At 43.9% G+C, this 18,876-nt stretch carries 15 protein-coding genes and 1 riboswitch; of the genes, 9 read left to right on the forward strand and 6 right to left on the reverse strand.

Translation table 11 applies throughout. From position 1 onward, the window contains the following. Nucleotides 1–30: 30 nt before the first annotated feature. A complete protein-coding gene (locus tag MNR06_RS05990) occupies nucleotides 31–1,308 on the forward strand; it encodes an acetyl-CoA C-acetyltransferase (protein ID WP_243540046.1) in 1,278 nt (425 codons plus the stop codon). A 91-nt stretch (nucleotides 1,309–1,399) separates the two neighbouring features. Further along, entirely contained in the window at nucleotides 1,400–2,725 is a 1,326-nt protein-coding gene (locus tag MNR06_RS05995; protein WP_243540048.1) for a TolC family protein, read from the forward strand. 24 nt (nucleotides 2,726–2,749) lie between these two features. On the opposite strand, the gene MNR06_RS06000 is transcribed toward MNR06_RS05995, so the two are convergent. Beyond that, a complete protein-coding gene (locus tag MNR06_RS06000) occupies nucleotides 2,750–3,076 on the reverse strand; it encodes a hypothetical protein (protein ID WP_243540050.1) in 327 nt (108 codons plus the stop codon). Between the two features lie 182 nt (nucleotides 3,077–3,258). On the opposite strand from MNR06_RS06000, the gene MNR06_RS06005 reads away from it, so the two are divergent. Beyond that, nucleotides 3,259–3,816: a hypothetical protein gene (locus MNR06_RS06005; RefSeq protein ID WP_243540052.1), complete on the forward strand. Its 558-nt coding sequence runs from the start codon at nucleotides 3,259–3,261 to the stop codon at nucleotides 3,814–3,816. On the opposite strand, the gene MNR06_RS06010 is transcribed toward MNR06_RS06005, so the two are convergent. Together MNR06_RS06010 and MNR06_RS06015 are read right to left on the reverse strand one after the other, a co-directional pair. After that, the gene (locus tag MNR06_RS06010; protein ID WP_243540054.1) at nucleotides 3,817–4,776 is read right to left on the reverse strand and encodes a coiled-coil domain-containing protein; all 960 of its coding nucleotides are present in this window, start codon (nucleotides 4,774–4,776) and stop codon (nucleotides 3,817–3,819) included. It abuts the gene before it with no gap. 48 nt (nucleotides 4,777–4,824) lie between these two features. Next, nucleotides 4,825–5,664: a CvfB family protein gene (locus tag MNR06_RS06015; protein WP_243540056.1), complete on the reverse strand. Its 840-nt coding sequence runs from the start codon at nucleotides 5,662–5,664 to the stop codon at nucleotides 4,825–4,827. A 134-nt stretch (nucleotides 5,665–5,798) separates the two neighbouring features. Here MNR06_RS06015 and dbpA point away from each other — a divergent pair, with 134 nt between their 5' ends. Both dbpA and MNR06_RS06025 read left to right on the forward strand, forming a co-directional pair. Next, nucleotides 5,799–7,199 (forward strand): ATP-dependent RNA helicase DbpA, encoded by a 1,401-nt coding sequence (gene dbpA, locus MNR06_RS06020; protein ID WP_243540057.1) that lies wholly within the window; start codon nucleotides 5,799–5,801, stop codon nucleotides 7,197–7,199. Between the two features lie 41 nt (nucleotides 7,200–7,240). Next, a riboswitch (TPP riboswitch) is annotated at nucleotides 7,241–7,345 on the forward strand. A gap of 66 nt (nucleotides 7,346–7,411) precedes the next feature. After that, complete coding sequence (locus MNR06_RS06025) at nucleotides 7,412–9,508, forward strand: TonB-dependent siderophore receptor (RefSeq protein WP_243540058.1); 2,097 nt, start codon at nucleotides 7,412–7,414, stop codon at nucleotides 9,506–9,508. A 57-nt stretch (nucleotides 9,509–9,565) separates the two neighbouring features. Here the strand turns inward: MNR06_RS06025 and MNR06_RS06030 are convergent, their stop codons facing one another. From MNR06_RS06030 to MNR06_RS06040, 3 genes are all read right to left on the reverse strand, one after another. Next, nucleotides 9,566–11,005, reverse strand: coding sequence for a beta/alpha barrel domain-containing protein (locus MNR06_RS06030; protein WP_243540059.1), 1,440 nt, complete (start codon nucleotides 11,003–11,005; stop codon nucleotides 9,566–9,568). A 150-nt stretch (nucleotides 11,006–11,155) separates the two neighbouring features. Continuing rightward, nucleotides 11,156–11,749 carry a CAP domain-containing protein gene (locus MNR06_RS06035; RefSeq protein WP_243540066.1) on the reverse strand — a complete coding sequence of 198 codons (594 nt, stop codon included), beginning with the start codon at nucleotides 11,747–11,749 and terminating at the stop codon, nucleotides 11,156–11,158. Between the two features lie 105 nt (nucleotides 11,750–11,854). Next, on the reverse strand, nucleotides 11,855–15,850 hold the full coding sequence (locus MNR06_RS06040; protein ID WP_243540067.1) for a DEAD/DEAH box helicase: 3,996 nt from the start codon (nucleotides 15,848–15,850) through the stop codon (nucleotides 11,855–11,857). 242 nt (nucleotides 15,851–16,092) lie between these two features. On the opposite strand from MNR06_RS06040, the gene MNR06_RS06045 reads away from it, so the two are divergent. The 4 genes from MNR06_RS06045 (at nucleotide 16,093) to MNR06_RS06060 (ending at nucleotide 18,837) form a co-directional block, all read left to right on the forward strand. Then, on the forward strand, nucleotides 16,093–16,803 hold the full coding sequence (locus tag MNR06_RS06045; protein ID WP_243540068.1) for a hypothetical protein: 711 nt from the start codon (nucleotides 16,093–16,095) through the stop codon (nucleotides 16,801–16,803). 124 nt (nucleotides 16,804–16,927) lie between these two features. Beyond that, the gene (locus MNR06_RS06050; protein WP_243540069.1) at nucleotides 16,928–17,434 is read left to right on the forward strand and encodes a DUF6789 family protein; all 507 of its coding nucleotides are present in this window, start codon (nucleotides 16,928–16,930) and stop codon (nucleotides 17,432–17,434) included. Nucleotides 17,435–17,448: 14 nt separating this feature from the next. Then, nucleotides 17,449–18,003 carry a hypothetical protein gene (locus tag MNR06_RS06055; protein ID WP_243540070.1) on the forward strand — a complete coding sequence of 185 codons (555 nt, stop codon included), beginning with the start codon at nucleotides 17,449–17,451 and terminating at the stop codon, nucleotides 18,001–18,003. Nucleotides 18,004–18,180: 177 nt separating this feature from the next. Then, nucleotides 18,181–18,837, forward strand: a complete 657-nt coding sequence (locus tag MNR06_RS06060; protein ID WP_243540074.1) for a PAS domain-containing protein — start codon at nucleotides 18,181–18,183, stop codon at nucleotides 18,835–18,837. Nucleotides 18,838–18,876 lie beyond the last annotated feature (39 nt).

Here is an 18,876-nt window from a genome sequence, read left to right on the forward strand (position 1 = left end):
AAACCTTAAGGTATCAGAACGAGGTGATTTATGCGCACAAGACCGGTCTTTGTTTCAGGAGGCTTAAGAACTCCTTTCGTTAAATCAATGACGACTTACATGGACGTGACAAGTTCAGAACTGATGTCAGTCACTTTACAAAAGCTTGTGCAAAAATATAAATTAGAAGGTCAACTTTTAGGTGACGTCGCATTTGGTGCCGTCATGCAAAGTGCATCTGATTGGAATTTCACGCGAGAGGTTGTACAGAACTCGGGCTTAAATCCCCACACTCCTGGTTACAACGTGCAAAGAGCTTGCGGCACTAGTTTAGAAACTGCCAATCATATGGCACTAAAAATTTCTGCCCACCAAATTGATATTGGTATTGCCGGTGGTGTTGATACCAACAGCGATTTGCCGATCATGGTTTCAAAAAGTCTGTCCCATAAGCTTGTTGAGTTAAACGCAGCAAAAAGCGGAATGGAAAAAGCCAAAATTTTGGCATCACTGCGTTTTTCAGATTTGAAACCGCAGCTTCCAGCAGTGGTCGAACCCCGCACTAAACTTTCTATGGGTGAACACACTGAAAAAATGGTGAAAGAATGGATGATCAGCCGCGCCGAACAGGACGAGCTGGCTTATCAAAGTCATCAAAAGGCCGCTAAAGCTTACGATGAAGGTTTTTATAAGGATCTTGTTTTCGAATTTAAAGGTTTGAATCGCGATGGCATTCTTCGCGCTGATACAACGATTGAAAAATTAGGAAAGTTAAGACCTGCTTTTGATAAATCAGATAAAGGAACATTGACTGCGGGGAACTCTACCCCGCTGACTGATGGTTCTTCGGCTGTGATCATGACTTCTGAAGACGCAGCCAAACGTTTGAACCTTCCTTTGTGGGCGCGCTTCGTGGACTGCCAGGCTTCTGCCGTCAATTATGTGGCCGGTGAAGGTTTACTGATGGCACCCACTATCGCTGTCAGCGAAATGCTTAAAAGAAATAACTTAAGCTTTGATGATTTTGATTATTTCGAAATCCATGAAGCCTTCGCAGGCCAAGTTCTTTGCACCTTAAAAGCCTGGGAATCTGATGATTATTGTAAAAAAGTCTTAGGCAGATCTATTGCGTTAGGGCCCATTGATCGCTCTAAAATGAATGTGAAAGGCGGCAGTGTGGCGGTAGGTCATCCGTTCGGCGCCACTGGGGCAAGGATTGTTGCAAGCTTATCGAAAATGCTGCACGAAAAAGGCAGCAAAGGCCGAGGATTAATCTCGATTTGCACGGCTGGAGGAATGGGCGTCGCTGCTATTTTGGAGTCCGTATAGTTTGCAGGGATCTTCTAAGGGCCCACTCCTTGACAAGGGCCCTTCATCCTAATAACTCTTAATGCGTCCATAAATGGAGGAGGGTCCTTTTATGAAATTTCTTACTCTGATTTTCACCGCGTTCTTAACCGCTTCTTCGGCATTTGCTGCGCCAAAAACAGTGGTTGTGAATCCCACTTCTTTACGCACTCATTACCTAAACCGCAACGTCGGCCTTGCCATCGCCTTAAACGATGTTCAACAAGCAAAGGTTCAAGTCATTCAAGCCCGCGCAAACTTACTTCCATCCGTTAACTTGGGGGGAGTGATTTCTAGCGGCGCTGGTTTTATGTTGAACAGCGTTTCTATGCTTTTGCCATTTTTAATGCCAAGCAATTGGATGGATCTGAAAGAAAGCTCTCACCTTCTGAATGCTCAAGGCACATCTTACTATTTGGCGCAATTAAACGGGTATGCTTCAGCTTATGCGATCTACCAAACAATCATTGGTGACATGCAATTACGCTCGGCATTGTTTAAGCAATACCAAAATTTTAAAGCCATCGAAGAACAACTTCGCTTACCGGCTGAATCAGGGATCATTCCAAAAGAAGATTACCTTCAGGCGCAAGCCCAAGCACAAATGGCATTAGTTCAAGTTTCACAAATTGACGAGTTGCTAAAAAAAGAAAAAGCCTCTGTACGCCAAATGTTGGGTTTAGAACTTGATCAGGAAATCGTTTTCGAACCAAGTCGCGTTACAAGTTCTGCAGCGGAATCACAAACTCCGGTGGCTTTACTAGAAAAAATCCATGAAAGTTCGCCAGAAACTCAACAAATTAAGTCTTTGATCACAGCGGCTCAGTACAATAAATGGAGTAAAGGTTTTAGCTTCCTTAACGGCGCTTCCCTAAATTCAAACCGCACGGGTGGATCATTTAGCTCCATCGCAGGTTCTGGTTCTGTGAACCTTGGTTTTGGCTACTTCCCAGCTTTGGAGCTTAGCAACTTGCACATTGAACAAATGCGCTTAAGAAAAAAAGAACTGCGTTTAGATCAAGCAAACTTGATTGAAACCACTTTGGGCTCCCTGGAAGAGGCACAAAAACAATTACAAGCCGCTATCATCGCTGAGAATAACCTTCGTAAAGTTTATGATGCTGAATTCATGCGTTACCAAAACGGTATCACGGATATCTTGCACGTTCTGCAAGCGGGTAACTCATTAACAAATTCAATTGTAGCAAAAGTAAAAGCGGAAACAGCTGTGGATACATTGCGCGTGAGCTTGCACCGTATGATGATCAGTGATCAGTTTGCGAAAATCGAAAATTGCAAAATCGAACGTCAAACTGGTGGCGGCATCAAAGGAAAATTAGGTCGTATCTTTAAGCCAGAAAAATATAAAGTCAGCCTAGATCAGGTCTGCGGAAACTAGTTCCACAGACCTTCCAAGTGTTCTTTATCTTACGCCGCTACCTTCCCTATCTTCTGGTGGCGGCCCGTGGTGCCCGCCTCTACCGCCTCGGAATTTTGGCGGCTCAAAACCTTTTTCTTTCAAACACTCATCAATCTTAGTGCGCAGCTCTTCATCAGGAGCTTGGGGCCGCTGACCTTTTTCAGGCTTTTCTACACCTAGTTCCGCTAAACAAGCATCAAAGGCAGCACGATGCTCTTCGTGGGATTTGCGGGCTTCTTCCTGAGCAAATGCTGGCGGAGCAAAAGCCAATACCAAAGTGGTCAAGATATACAATTGAACTTCTGCGATTCGGTCTTTCTTAAGGATCATAGATCCCTCCTTTGTTTTAAATAAGCCTAAAGATTAAGTATGGAGTCAGAGTGGAACTTTCCCATTTTTAAACGGGATTAAAGCCGAGATTTAAGTTTAATGGCAGTTTGTCGATTCAATAGTGTTTCCATGATTGGTCTAAGCTTTAAGCTATTGCATAATAAAACAAAGAGGGCGCATTTATGAAAAACATCGGGTTGATATCTTTCCTATTGCTCTTAGCTGGTTGTACGACAATGCAGGAAAGACCTACGACTCAACAGCCGAGCGCTTCAGCAACACCAAGCCCCGAAGAAGAAACGACTTCCCGGATTGATTACCCAGCTTTGCAAAATCACTTAGACATGGATCGCGATAAAGAATCATTTGGTTATAAAGAAAAATCATTTAACACCTGTGAAGTGGGCTATGGATTTTCACCGTCAAAGGATTGTCACAAAGAACAGTTCGTCGTTATTAACTTCAGACTGCTGTGCCGGGAATCTGAAGGAACAATTTCAACTATTCTTACCGATGATGACTTAAGACCTTTAGAACGCAGGAACATTCGCTGGAACTTAAAAGGCATTCAAGGTGTCACTTACACCGACAACGATGGTTACGCACAGATCGTTACTTCTTCCCGCCAATCACAAAGTGGCCAAAGACTTAGACTTGCCATTGGTAACGAGTTTCTTTATATGCGCAGTAATGAAATCAAAAAAGTCATCACTCCCAACTCTTGGTGTGATGAATACTAGTTATTGAATCGTTGATAATTGATCGGCTTTTTCTTTTAATGAGGCTTCAATGGTTTTGACTCGATTGTTGGCCGCCTCAAAATCCCTTTGGGCTCGGTTGATTTGACTTAAAATAGAATTTCTTACCGTGCGAATTTGGGTTTGCTCTCTTTCCATCGCTAAAATATTTTGGCGAAGCTCATTGATGGTTTCTTGAATGTCTTCTCGTTGCTGAGCTATTTCACTTAGACGTTGATCTTTTTCACTTAAAACGGCTTGATTGTTTGCTACGACTTGCGAAGAAATCAACACACGTTCTTGGCGAAGAAGTTCTAATTGTTCCCGTTGTAAATTAATTAAAGATTGTAAATCCACGATGCGGGCTTCGCGTTCTGGGGAAAATAAGATCACGTTTTGCCAATAGTTTAGCTGTTCTTCGACCTGGCGAATGGTACTTTCTTGATTACGAATATCTTCGTCAATCTGCAGGCGGGCTGCTTGCGCCTGGCTATCTTGCAATTTCAATAGATCTTCTGCTTTCCGGTTGATCTCACTTTCACGGCGATCAAAATTTTGCAGATCGGTGACAAAGTCATTTATCTGCATCCCGGTATTTTGTACCTGCGCTGTGAAATTAGCAGGAGTACGCTGCTGTTCTGTTTGAACTCGTTGTTGCGAACGAAATCCTTCTAAGGTTTGGCGCCGGTCTTCGCGTGCTTCCCTAGCGGCAGCAAGCTGATCTTGCAAAGCCAAAATTTCAGTAGCGAGTTGTTCTTTTTCAGCACTGGGTATGGCCGGAGAGCTAGTGGTCTGTGCGTTACTTACAACCACCGGCAGTCGAACTTCACGGCGCGGAAGACTTTCCGCACGTTCGATAAGAACGCTCTGAGTTTCCTTCATGCCGCGATTGACATGGTAAAGCCACACGGAAACTCCGATAATAAAAGCGATTACAAGAAAGAACAGATTTTTTCTTGTCATAGTGGCTCCCTATTCAGGTTAGCCACTACGCTGAAGTTTTTCAGTGTGTTATTTGGAACCAGTTAAAAGTCGGATGCCCTTATCCTCAATGGCGATAAGGCGTTTTTTATAAAGCCCACCCAAAGCGATCTTATATTTCTTTTTACTGACGCCAAATAGTTTATAGATTTCTTCCGGGTCTGTCTTATCCGTCAAAGGCATAAAACCACCGTGATTTTTTAGCGCCTCTATGATTTTTGGTCCGATATCTTCAGCACCCTTATGTCCAGTCTGTTGTAGACTAAGATCGATCTTTCCGTCCGGGCGTAATTTCTTAATGAACCCTTTAATTTTTTGACCGTGGTAAAGTGGTTCAAAAACTTCATTGGCGTACAGAATACCCCAGTGCTTGCCGTTAATAAGGGCTTTAAAACCCAAATCAGTTTTAGAGGCGATGAAAAGATCAACGGCTTCACCTTCCGTGTATTTGCCAGGCTCTTTATCGACAAATCGATCTAAACGCATGGAAGCAGAAATGCGATCACTTTTATCAAGGTAGATATAAACGACGACGTATTGGCCCACTTTAAGTTCGCGGGTTTGTTCGCTGTAAGGCAAAAACAAATCTTTTGGTAAACCCCAATCTAAAAATGCACCGACGCGTTCGATTGCCTTGATTTTTAGGTGAGTGAAATCCCCCACCTTGGCAAAAGGCATTTCAGTCGTCGCTATCAAGCGGTCTTCAGAATCAAAACAGATAAAGACTTCGACGGTGTCCCCGGGCTCACATTGATCCGGCATATAACGTAAAGGCAAAAGAATTTCGCCATCAGAGCCTCCGTCTAAAAAGACGCCGAACTCAACATGTCTTAAAACTTTTAACTTATTAACCTGACCAATTTCGACCATGGGGAATCCTTCAAAAAAATGCTGCTGCTTAAAGCGCTGCTAACATAGCGTAATTAAGCCTAAAAAAGCAGGAAAAACTACATTCCAAGCCTAAGCCCGTGACAATACTCACGTGACCGCACAATATTTACCTTATGACAACGCCTCAGACCTTTGAGTTTTCTTCACTTCAAATTTCAAGTGATCTAATAACCGTCGCCCAAGAATTAGGTTTTAAAAACCTGACACCTATTCAGGCGGCCAGTATTCCCTATTTGCTTCAAGGAAAAGATCTTATCGGTCAAGCGCAAACCGGTAGTGGAAAGACAGCTGCGTTCGCGTTGCCTATCTTAAACAACATCGATCTTGAAAATCGTCAGGTGCAAGCTTTAGTGCTTTGCCCTACGCGTGAACTAGCAACCCAAGTCGTTGCAGAGTTTAGAAGATGGGGCCGGCGTCACAATGGTTTGCAAGTGCTAGCCCTAGTAGGCGGAATTCCAGGTCGTGAGCAAGCAGAAGCCCTAGATAAAGGTGTCCACATCGCTGTAGGCACTCCAGGTCGCGTGATGGATATGTTAGAGCGTGGTCGCATGGAATTAGATTCTCTAAAGACATTGGTTTTAGACGAAGCTGATAAAATGCTGGATATGGGTTTTGAAAACGAAATCAAAACCGTGATGAAGTTTGCTCCAGCTCAACGCCAAACAGTGTTCTTCTCAGCGACCTACCCTGATTCGATCCAAGCTTTAAGCAAACGTTATCAAAAAGATCCAAGATCTGTTGTGATAGATGAAGCTAAAGATGGGGCTGCGCAAATTGAACAAATTATTTATGAAACAACCCCAGATGATAAGCACAGCACTTTGATGCGCATCTTGCAGCAGCACCCTGCTGAAACCACTTTGGTTTTCTGCAATATGAAAAACACTGTGAGTGAATTAGCTCAAAGTATCGAAGAGCAAGGTGTCAGCTGCGCAGCTTTGCATGGTGATTTAGATCAAAGAGCCCGCGATCGTATTCTGGCTCTTTTCCGTAACGGCAGTTACCGCATTCTTATAGCAACGGACGTCGCAGCCCGAGGACTTGATATTGAAAACTTGGATCTTGTCGTAAATTATGACTTCCCGTTAACTCCAGACACCTATGTACACCGCATCGGCCGTACTGGCAGAGCAGGTCGTAAAGGTACCGCAGTAACAATGTGTTATGCAAAAGACACATTAAAGATCCTCGAGTTAGAAAAAGCCGCTGGCGCAAAATTCCTGCGTAAAAACCTAGGATTTAAAAATCAGCATGGCTTAGGAAAATCTTTTCAAGAAACGGCCATGAAGACCTTGGTTATTTCAGGTGGCCGTAAAGATAAACTTCGCCCTGGCGATATCTTAGGTGCCTTAACGGGTGACGCGGGATTGGAATCCTCTGACATCGGAAAAATCGAAATTCAAGATCGATTTGCCTATGTGGCGATCAACTCTAAAAAAGTCGACGACGCTTTAGAATATCTGCGCGGTGGAAAAATCAAAGGCAAAAAGTTTCCGGTGAAGCTTGCCAAGTAACTAGACACTGCTTGACTCTCAACAAAGGGTCTCGCATAACTAACCACAGCTAGGGGTGTTGTTGGATATTTAACTCCAACATCTGAGAAAAACCCTTTGAACCTGACAGAGATAATGCTCGCGCAGGGAAGCAGTAAAAGACCTTATCAACCGTGAATCATTCACAGCGCAGAAGGTCTGCCATGCTCCCCGCCCGACTATAAGGATGGAACATGGTAAAAAGAAAAAGCCCGTCAATTTTGACCGCGCTACTAATCGCCTCTTCAAGTTTCGCCAATGCGCAAACACCTGAAGAATCAACTCTTAACACGATTTCAATTAAAGATAGCAGCTATCTTTCAGACGTTGCCGGTTTTGGTGATGCCACCGATCAAGAGCTTCCTTTATCTGCAAAAGTAATCACCGCTAAAGAGATTCAAGAAACTCGTGCGCACCGTATGGCCGATCTTTTGCGCTTAGATGCTTCAACGACGGATAGCTACAATGCTGCAGGATACTGGGACTATATTTCCATTCGTGGTTTTACTTTAGATAACCGCACAAACTTCTTGCGTGAAGGTTTACCAATCAGTTCTGAAACTTCCATCGCTTTAGAAAATAAAGAGCGTGTGGAAATCCTAAAAGGCCTTAGCGGTATTCAAGCCGGCACAAGCGCGCCAGGCGGTATGGTGAATTATGTTGTAAAAAGACCGACACAAAATGATTTAAGAACCTTGCGCACAGACGTGACTGATAAAGGCAATGTCTTAGTTGCGGCTGATGCTGGTGGACGCTTTAAAACAGCTCCGCAATTTGGTTATCGTTTTAACGTGGCCCATGAAGAGCTGCGCCCGCACTTAAAATCTGCAAATGGTTCGCGTTCTATGATCAGCTTAGCAAATGACTGGCAGATCAATTCCCGCTCGGTACTTGAAACAGATATCGAGTGGTCTTTGCGCTCTCAACCAAGTCAACCGGGTCTCAGTCTTTTAGGAAACACTCTGCCGGACCCTGTAGATCCGACGATCAATTTAAACAATCAAGATTGGACAGAGCCTGTACGCTTTGAAGGATTAACAGCAACAGCTCGGTATTCATTGCAAGTGTCAGAAAATTTAAGTTGGTCCACCATCGTTGGAATCCAAAACCTAGCGACAGATGATTACTTAGCATATCCTTATGGCTGCAGCGCTGAAGGCAATTACGATCGTTATTGTTCAGATGGAACTTTCGATATCTATGACTATCGCAGTTTGGATGAAAGCCGCAAAACAAACTCTTTAAAAACGGGACTGCAATTTAATGCACAGACTGGCGAAGTTCAGCACAAACTGAATGTCGGTATTTTGGCTAGCACGCTCAAGGAAGATAATAACCCCCAGGCTTACAATCAGACGACAGGAAGTGGTAACGTCGATGGTACTGCTAGAGTTCCAGCAGAACCTGCGATGGACGAAACAGGTACGGACAGAGAGTCAAAAGTTGGCGAGCTTTTCATTTACGACTCAGCCCAATTTGGTTCATGGAAAGGCTGGATTGGCTTTCGATTCAGTGATGTCGAAAGAAGCAGCGTTAAAACAGACGGATCTGAAGAAACAAGCTTTCATAAAAACTTCACCACACCATGGGCGGCTCTTTCCTATGACTTTGATGGCATCACCTCGTACATCAGCTACGGTCAAGGTGTAGAAGCGTTTGTAACGCCTAATAAGCCGGGCTACACGAATCCAGGTCAATTCATCCCTGACGTCGTTAGTAAACAGCTTGAAGTCGGTGTTAAAGGCGAAACGAACTTTAAGTGGAGTGCGGTATACTTCCACATCACTCGTCCTACTGTGACCGATGCTGAGCCCATCTATCGCATTGATGGAGATGCAATTCATCAAGGCTTAGAACTGTCTGGTGCAAAAGACTTTGGAAATTGGAACGTCGAAGGTTCAGGAATGTACCTTCAGGCTAAGCGCGAAGGCAGCACTTTAGCGCCGCAAGTAAACGGCAATAAACCAGTAAACGTTCCTAATTACACACTACGTGCGCAAACGAACTATCAAGTGACGCAAGCAAATGGATTAGCTTTAAACGCCCGCCTAACCCACGAGGGTGAGCGCGCAGTCTTAGCTGATAACTCTATTATGCTGCCCGCTTGGACAAGATTGGATGCAGGTGTCAGCTATAAACTAAACACTGAAAAACAATCGTCAGTAAGATTTGCTGTAGATAACATCGCAGACACTCGTTACTGGAAGGAATCACCAACTCAATACGGGCACATCTACTTGTACCCGGGTGAAGAAAGAACATTCTCTTTAAGTTACTTCACAAACTTATAGGACACAAAAAAAGGGAGTCATCTGACTCCCTTTTTTATTACAAATTTTCTTAAAAAATTACTTCAGCAAGTAATCAATAACTTCAGTTGCTGAGTATGAAAGCTGGCCTGGTTTTAAGATACGACCCAGCAAGTTCAAATCATCCCCTGCAGTTAGCATTGGCTGTTCAACTTCACCGCCCGCTTGAACCTGAGGCATACCGATGTCTGCCATCAAAGCATTACACAAGCATTTACGGCCGATGGTGTCTTCCATCTTTCCGCCCTTTTTAACGTAGTCGTCAACTGGTTCTGCCGGACAACGTAAGCCTACAGTGTTATCTGGTTTTTTGTAGGCATGGCGAAGGTAACCAAGGTCACAGATACGTTTACGTTTTTGATAAATGTCTTTATCAGAAATCGTGCGACCCAGGCGAACTGCTTTAAACGGAAAGCCTGTCGGTGAAGACAATGGATCCGTAAAGATGAATCCTTCTGGTGGAACATCATTTTTAGCGATCAATTGAACAACTTCATCGCGGATGCTGTCAGCAAGGCCTGACTCTTTTGCAAAAGCAAACAAAGTACCAGCTTGGATACCAACGGCACCTTGATCTTGAACTTCTTTAAGACGTTCTGGAGTCGCGTAAGAACCTGCCATCCAGAATGGTAAACCTAAGGCTGCCATTTCTTTTAAATCAACAACGTCACGCTCACCGTAAATCGGCTCACCACGTTCGTTTAATTTCATCGGTCCACGCGGAGGCGCATTGTGACCACCGGCCAAAGGACCTTCCACTACGAAGCCATTGACTTCGCCAGTTGCTTTCTTTTTCAAGTTCGCAGCAAGCACGCTTGATGAAACGATGGGGAAGAAATAAGGACGCTTCAATTTTGCTGGCATTACATTATCCATAACCGCCGCTGGATCAAGTGAAGTGATAGTTTCATCACCAGTCACCGCTCCTTCAACAGGAACTTTCAACGAAGCCACTTTGTTTTCAGAAAGTAAATCTAGTGCGCCTGGGATTTCACGAGGAATACCCGCACCCATGATAACGTAATCCACGTCAGCAAGCAGAGCGCCGTACAAGCAAGAAAGATTTGGCAAAACTACTTTTTCAAGCAAGTTGATGCCCACTGGATTTGAATGGCCTTCTTTTGCTAGCCAGACTTCAACGAATGAAGCCATGATATTCAATTGCAAAAGAGCTTTCGGAGAATTCACCGTGAACATTGGAGGACGTTTGTAAGCTTTAGTAGCTTCCTTGCCGCCCTCAATGAAATATGTAGCAAGAATTTGATTTGCGATAGCTTGATTCGGGAACGCCTTCATCGCACGACGAGTGTCGCCATCTTTATCGCCATCTTGAAGTCTACGAACTAAAACTGAATTGATTGCCGTACCAGAAACAACGCCAAGTTGTCCTGTTAACGAAACTGTTTTTGCAAGTTTCCAAGAAGAAACCGCAATACCCATTCCACCTTGAATTATGATCGGATGTTTTTGCATAGACATTTATTAATTTGCTCTCCTACCTATTACAAGACTTTAACTTACAGAACCTTTATCTTTGTGGATTTTCCTATAGTGCGTCATCGGTCTTAAGCCTTTATTTGGACATTGGTTTCACAAAAAAGGGCCTAAGCCTTGTGAGTTTTGACAGTGTTAGTCCCCGGGAAGACCAGTAAAGCACTGAACCCAATACGGCGCCCCCTTAGAGTCCACGGCATATCCAACACCTAAAGATTTATAATAAGTGCTGACGATATTCTTTTTGTGCCCAGGAGAATTCATCCATCCCACCATAACTTCAGCGGCTGTCAGATAACCAGAAGCGATATTCTCACCCCAGGAAACTCCAGAAAGACCAAAGCGCGCAAACCGCTCGGAAGTGGTTTCGTTACGCCCATCGTGAGAGAAATAACCATATGTCGCCATATCTTGGGCGTGGTATTGGGCTTCATTAATGCACTTTGAATTTGCTAATAAAGACGGCAGTCCTAAGGCCGCTCGTTCCTTATTCGTGATCATCAATACCTGACAAGCTGACACGTTCATATCGCCACATAGGGACATATCAAGAACTTCCTCTGGAGTTTCAGGCGGAGCCGCTGGTGTTTCCGTCACTGGATCTGGTGTCACAGTTTGGCTTGAATTGGGGACTTCTAGATTTTTCGCCGGTACAAAAGAATTGCCGCAGGCTGAAAGAGAAAGGCCTAAGGCAAAACTTAAAAGTACTCGCATTTTAGAACTTCGCATTGATGTTCCTCCATGGGAGTACTCTAGGTAAAAAAGGTTTTAATAGAAGGCTTTTGCCCCATTCTCTGGCCCTAAGATGGGAAAGTTTTTGCGCTAACTAAAGGATCATTTCAATCCAAGCAAAAGATCAAAGTCTTCCTTAGTTAAAGCTCCACTGCCCGGTCCAATCTCTGATTCCTTTTCTGGGGTAGCAAAAAGAGATTTAAACTTTGAATCTTTGCGATTCTTTAGAAGCTCAATTTTTTCTTCTAAGGATTCATGCATGATGTAGCGGAAAACCTGTACGGCTTTGTTCTGACCAATGCGGTGGGCACGGTCGGTGGCTTGATTTTCGACGGAAGGATTCCACCACGGTTCTAAATGGAATACGTAGCTGGCTTTGGTCAAATTCAAACCGACCCCGCCCGTTTTTAAAGTCATAACTAAAACAGCGCCACCTTCCACTTTATTAAAGTCGGATAAAACTTTTTGACGCTGTTTTGTTGGCACCCCGCCATGCAAAACAAAGACAGGGATATTTGCGGCTTTCAGGATTTTTTCGGTGTGCTCTAAAGTTTGTAAGAACTGTGTAAATACCAAGGCACTTTCACCAGAAGAAACAATTTCTTCTAACGAATCCATCAGCGCCTCTAACTTCGGCGGCACCTTATCGTAACGAATATTCGGAAGATTCGCGGGATCCGAACATGCCTGACGAAGACGCAACAAGGCTGTTAGCATTTGCAACTGCACTGCCGTTTCCCCTTGGGTCAGAAGACTGTCCTGAACTTTTTGGTTATAAGCCAGGGCAATATCGCGATAAATTTCTTTTTGCTGTTCTTCAAAAGCAATACTGACTTTCGTTTCTTGCTTTTCAGGCAACTGATCTAAGATTTCTTTTTTCGTGCGACGTAAAAGCAACGGCTTAATCTTAAGTTTAAGATCTTCAATTTCTTCACGGCTTACGATATCGGTATTCACAAATTGACGACGGAAGTCTTCGATTTTTCCTAAACTGCCTGGAACTAAAAGATCCACTAGTGAATAGAATTCGCCATAATGGTTTTCCATCGGTGTACCAGTTAAACAGATTTTAAACTGCGCTTTTAATGAACGCGCAGAACTGGTGCGTTTTGTCGTAATGTTTTTTAGGTTTTGCGCTTCATCGAAAATCAGAATCTGCCACTGGTATTGTGACAAGAAGGCTTCATTTTCCATCAGCAACCCGTAGGTAGTGATCACTACAAGTTCTTCTTTAAGTTCTAAGCGGCGGCCCAGCTTATCCATGTCTTTACTTGAAAACACGGTTAAAGGAATTTCCGGAGTGAATTTTTCCACTTCCGTTTGCCAGTTAAAGATTAATGATGAAGGCACCACAATAAGAACCTGACGAAGTTCTTTTTTAGCGCGCAAGCTTTCTAAGAAAGTTAAAGTTTGAAGGGTTTTACCTAAACCCATATCATCAGCTAACAAAGCACCCAGTTTTAAGTTATACAAATCCTGAAGCCACTGGAAGCCTTCGGCCTGATAGGGCTTTAAGTCTGCCTTGATGGTCTTTGGAACTTGAATAGTTCTTTCTGATTTTCCAAGCTGATCATAGAAATCACAAAGTTTCTTCCATTCTTCATCACCACGGATGCCGTAGCCAGAAGAACGCAAAGCCAAAAGTTCAAGAACTTGGTGGCGTGGCAGATGATAAATCTTTTCAGCCCCAAATTTTTGACTGCTTTCCTTTTTTCCTTTTTGCAGTTTACGCCAGAAATTTTCTAAACGGCGTAACGATGGCATTTGTTTACGAGGAACGACGTAAAGCTTGCCCTCATGTTCAATGACTCCACCGCTACCGAAGCTGCCCATTTCTTGCGGGTCAATTTCTTGACCTTTCAGGAAGAATCTTGGATTGAGCTCAAACCAGTTGAAATGCCCCTGAGTCATATTGCTTTGCAAATTGAAGTCGACTTGGAAGTCCTCATCACTGAGTTCCTGCAAAGCTTGACCTTTAAAGAAGATTTGGAAATTTTCCGTCAACAAACCTTGCATCATCTCTAGGGTTTCATGAACAAGATTGACGTCTTCACCCTTAGAACGTGGCAAATGGAACATGCCAGAGATCAACATCCCGTCATTTTCAACATCCCCGGTCCACATTTTTGACAGCAGACTTGTGCGGGATTTTTTGAAAGCTTCACCACCCGTGGATAGCGCCAAGTATTTTAAAATCTCATAAAGCAGTCTGAATTCACGCTCGACAACGCCTTTTAAATTCACTTCCCCTTGTTCAGAATAAAACGATTCACTGCTGCTTAAGCTTTCCAAAGTTTTTGAAATGAATTCTTCAAAATGAGTGAGTACCGATTTCGAACACAGTTCACTTAAAGACATATCGCGGGCTAACACCACGCCCGTGCCACTGACTAAAAGCTTTTGCAGTTTTTCTTGAAGCAATGGGAAAATATCTTTCTTATCCACGATGCGGCCATCAGTCAGGGAGCCATCAAAATGATAAGACAGGGTTTCTAGGAAAAGGTATTGCAGAATACCCAAGTGCTTTAATAATTTTAAATCCCAATCCCGCTTTCCACGGGCCCGGGACGCAACGTCTTTAGCGTCACTATTTAAAAGAAATGGTAGTCCGTCGCTAAGAGTTCTCAAGAATAACACCGTGCGTGGAGTCCATCCTCGGCGGACCAAATCTTTTTGGCCCATGATACGCGCACGATGAGCGATGTAGAATAAACCCGTCTCTTCCAGATTCAAGTCCGTTTGACTTAACTGAGCTTCAAGGGTCACTGATTCGCCCGTAATTTTCACCGGGATGGTCCGAGCACGTAAATGCTTTAATAAAGATTTCGCTTCAATCTCGCCTTCCACTCTTAACGTCGGTGTTTCACCACGCTCTAAATGGATCGATCCAAAATCAGGGGAGATCTTATTCAAGACTGTTTCAAGCTCTTTCCATTCACGCTGCCATGGATGAACAATCAAAGTGCCGGAAGCTGGATCAAAAGCAAAAGAATCAAAGAAAGTGTAATCACGCTTGGCAGAGTTAATTAGTTTTAACTCGGTAATAAGCTCGCGCTTTTCGACAAACTCCACCCGCCATTCAAATTCAGAGGCTGCATCAAAGGAAATGTTTTTAACTAACAGCGCCCCTTCGCGGGAATGCTTTGACTGAATATATAGTGGCAAACGACCTTGGCGAACTTGGGTCGCAATATTTGCAAGCAGACCTTGCATAATAAGCTCAAGCTCTCGGATATTCTGACTGACAAAAAGATTTCCTACCTGAGAAGTCAGTGGCCATTGCGAGAACAATGAGTTTTGCGTCTTAGCTTGCGGCAATAAGTGGCGAGGTACACTTTTATGAAGTGGATGACGAAGAATTTCTTTCGCGCTGATCTGACTGCCGTCGCTGAAATTATAGCGCACAAGACTGACCAGACGGTTTTGTTCATTCACTTCGTTAAAGTAGTGCTCCGAATAAGCAGACAGTTTTCTGCGAAACACCTCAGGCATATTCCACAAAAGTGGCGAAAGGGCTTCCTGCTCTTTTGCAACTTCTTGAAGTTTGTATTGCCCTAAAGATTCGGTGAAAAGCGACGTCAAAGACTCCCCACCCAAAAGTGGATGATCTTCTAAAAACAAACTGATGGATTCAAGTTCGCAAGGCTTTTCAGCGGGAGCCGTATTACTGCCTTGATGACTGGAACTAAGAAAGAGCGGCCCTTTCAGATCTTCAGCCAGCTCTTTCATTAAACTTGCATCACCAAGCTCACGCAAAGTAAGCCCGCGCCACACCAAAGTGAATGCTGCCCACTGGTGGCGACAAGCTTCCGGAGTGAAAGCTGAAGTCTTGCAATTTTCACAGTAAAAGTGAACAGCTCCGCCCTCTTCCACTTCAAAAGCTCTAACATTCAGATTTTTTTTAAGTTGGGGATCAAGCAGCGTAACTTTAAGCTGCAAAGCTTCGCCTTCGCCGGAAGTCTTCTCGTAAGTTTGAAATGCGCCATCTTCAAGAAGGTTTAATCCTTCCGCAAAAGCGTTTCGTTCTCCCAACGGCACCACCTCATCGGGTTCGCGAAGGTGGGAGATATTTAATAGCGTCAAAGGCGCAAAAAACACTAAAACTTCCTAGGCTATGCTTTAAAAGGGCATCCGGTAGAATCCCGCAGAATCCCATGAAAGTCACGAACAGAACTGGGGCGAAATGGGCAAATAAATAAGAATTTCCTTATGAGTCTTGTTGACTTTAAAGAAGACGAAGGTCTTAAGAAATTCGAGTAGGTTCACAAAACATATTTCAAAAGTCTTAATTTCGCCTGGCAACCCTTCAGTTTCCGCTGTGAAGGCGCAATATAAGGCCTATGCCAAACTTCAATTATCAAATCGTTCAATTACACCATGTTTGTGAAACCCAAAAAGACCTGGTCAACCAAATCTATGAGATGTGGACAGAGACATTTGATCAAGTTTTAACCGAAGCCGGAGCGACTCTGGATCATGGAGATTTTTTTAGATCCCATTCTGCGGGCGTATTGTTGTTTAGGGAAGAAGTCATCGGCTTTAACCTATTCACGACCTTCGATATGCAGCTAGCTGCTCATCGAAATCACCATTATTTTAAAGAACTAGATCAAACCCTTTTCCAGTGCCCTGCGGGGAAACTGAGGAAAGTGATGACTATGGAATACTTCACTGTATCGCCGAAATGGCGCCGTCAGTGCCAAGAGGTTAATTGGGGTGAAATCCTAGCGGGCCTTGGACTTAACTACTTTGATAACTCCAACGTTCATTTAGGCCTAGGAACCCCCAGGGTTGACGTAAAAGTCGATCAGATGTGCAAACGCCTGGGTGCCAGCGTCGCGGGCCATATCGAAAAAATGAACTATAAATGCGCCGTTGTTCTTTTTGATAAGAAAGATGAAAGAAAATTCCAAGATCCTTTGACCCATCACTGGGTTAGTAAACTTTGGAACAAGTACCACGACCGCAAAGAAGAAAAAAAGATTTCTCCGTTAGCAGCTGTGCATGAAATAGCCATTCCTACACTTGCGCCAAGTTTTGCTCACGCCTAAATAAAATAAATTCAGAAATTCTCACTCTAAAGTCGGGCCATTACTTAAAACTTGTTAAGGAACTGGCCCGGTTTTTTTTGAACTCTCTTGTTTCGCTTACACTTAGATACAAAGGGAGGCTTTTATGAATACCATCCTTCGCGGAATCTGGGCCAGTGTTATGGCTACAGGTTCGATGACTCTGACCTTGTTTGGATATTTTAAAAAACTTCCATTTTTACAGAAGGCACCACTTCCACCCGCTTTATTAAGTGAAGATGTGGTGGCTAAAACAGGAATTTCAAAATTTCTAAATTCGCAGAAACAACAACAGGTCACAATGGTTTCCCATTTTGGTTATGGGGCTGCGGCCGGAGTTGTCTATGCATTTCTAGCTGAAAAAATTCCTGGTTCCAATCCTTTAGTAAAAGGTGCTGCGTTTGGTTTGGCCGTATGGGCTGCAAGTTATTATGGATTAATTCCAGGCTTGGGACTTGCTTCTGCCGGCGCACGCATGACTAAACAACGAAATTTAATGATGGCTGTGAGCCACGTCGTATGGGGCTCTAGCCTTGCTTTTGCTGAACAAGAACTTCGCCATCGCGGAAAAGATATGCTGGATGGTCGACAACATCCGCTGCGAGCGCATTAATTTAGGAGGATGCCATGACACCAGAAAGAGATCACACACCAATTCCTGACTTCACTCAACCTACCAAGGGAGAGCCCCAAGAAAACAGCTATGATGAAAATGAAATTCTGAATGACCAGGATGTGACCCGCAAACTGAATCCCCATCGCGACGATGAAAACTTGGGCGCTAAGTCATTATCTTACGAATCTTTGGAAGACGAACCAGGGGATTTCATGCGCGGCGAAGTGGACGTCAAAGAACAGATGGACCGAGCCGCTGATGCCATGGAGTCTTCAATCTTTGGTTATCAAAATCAATCCACGGAAGACAGTCCTCGCACAGAAATAGGTGCGTCCTTCCAACATACTCCTGGCGGAATTGAGGAAGTCGAACAAAAAACAGATGAGTGGCTTGCGACCCACAGCAAACCCCGAAATCGCCATTCGCGTGACAGAGAAAATCTTGACCGCAGTAATGAACACACTGGGGAACCTGGTGGAGAAACGGGAGCCTACACCGATATTGGCGCAGGCCGATCCGGAGTCACCCGCAAAGTAAACCCTGATCAAAAAAACCATTTACGCTAGAAATAGCCGAACTAATGTTGGAGTCTCGGGGCTCCAACATTTCCATTTTGTATTTTGACACCGAAATCCTGCTAAATTAAACCTTGTTTCATGCCAACTCCTTTGTCCCCAACTGACTTATTAATCGACGTCTTGTCCTCCTCGTCTCTGTCTAAGGCACAGGGGCAGGCCTGTTATTTGATTAATAAAGAAGGACGAATTTTAACTTGGAATGAACCAGCGACTGAACTTTTTGGGTACGAATCAAAAGACATCCTAGGCAAAGACGAAGGAATTTTGTTCGTCAAAAGTGTCTCTGGCACTTTAGAATATCCAAGCTATGACAGTCAGGGCTGGCGCTTGCGAGAAGATGCAACTTTTTTCTGGGCTCAAGAAAATAGTTACCCCATTCTAGGTAAGAACGGCGAAATTGAATTCTATCTCAAGGTCGTCCACGACATTTCTGAAGAAAGAATCTTAGAGCAAAATTTAAAGAAATGGATAGCCACCTACGAAAAGGCGGATTGGGGCGTTTGTATTTCCCCAGGGATGTCCATGTTAATGGGAGAAATGAATCCCAAATATGCCAGCATGCATGGATATACCGTCGAAGAAATGAAAGGCATGCACGTTAAGGACTTCGTAGCCCCCGAAGCTGCAGCGATCGCTGCCCAACATACCCAAATGATCTGGTCGAAAAGCCATCACATTTTTGAATGTCTTCATATTCGAAAAGACGGGTCTCGTTTTCCCGTTCTAGTTGAAGTGGGAGTTGTCAGAGACGACAACCACAACCCAACATATTGTGTCGTTCACGCTCGCGACATTTCAAATCTTAAGCACAGCTTAAAGTAACACTTCTGTATTGCTACAAGCCAGACCTTGGCTTTCTTG

The sequence above is a fragment of the Bdellovibrio reynosensis genome, assembly GCF_022814725.1.
GTDB classification, from domain to species: Bacteria; Bdellovibrionota; Bdellovibrionia; order Bdellovibrionales; family Bdellovibrionaceae; genus Bdellovibrio; species Bdellovibrio reynosensis.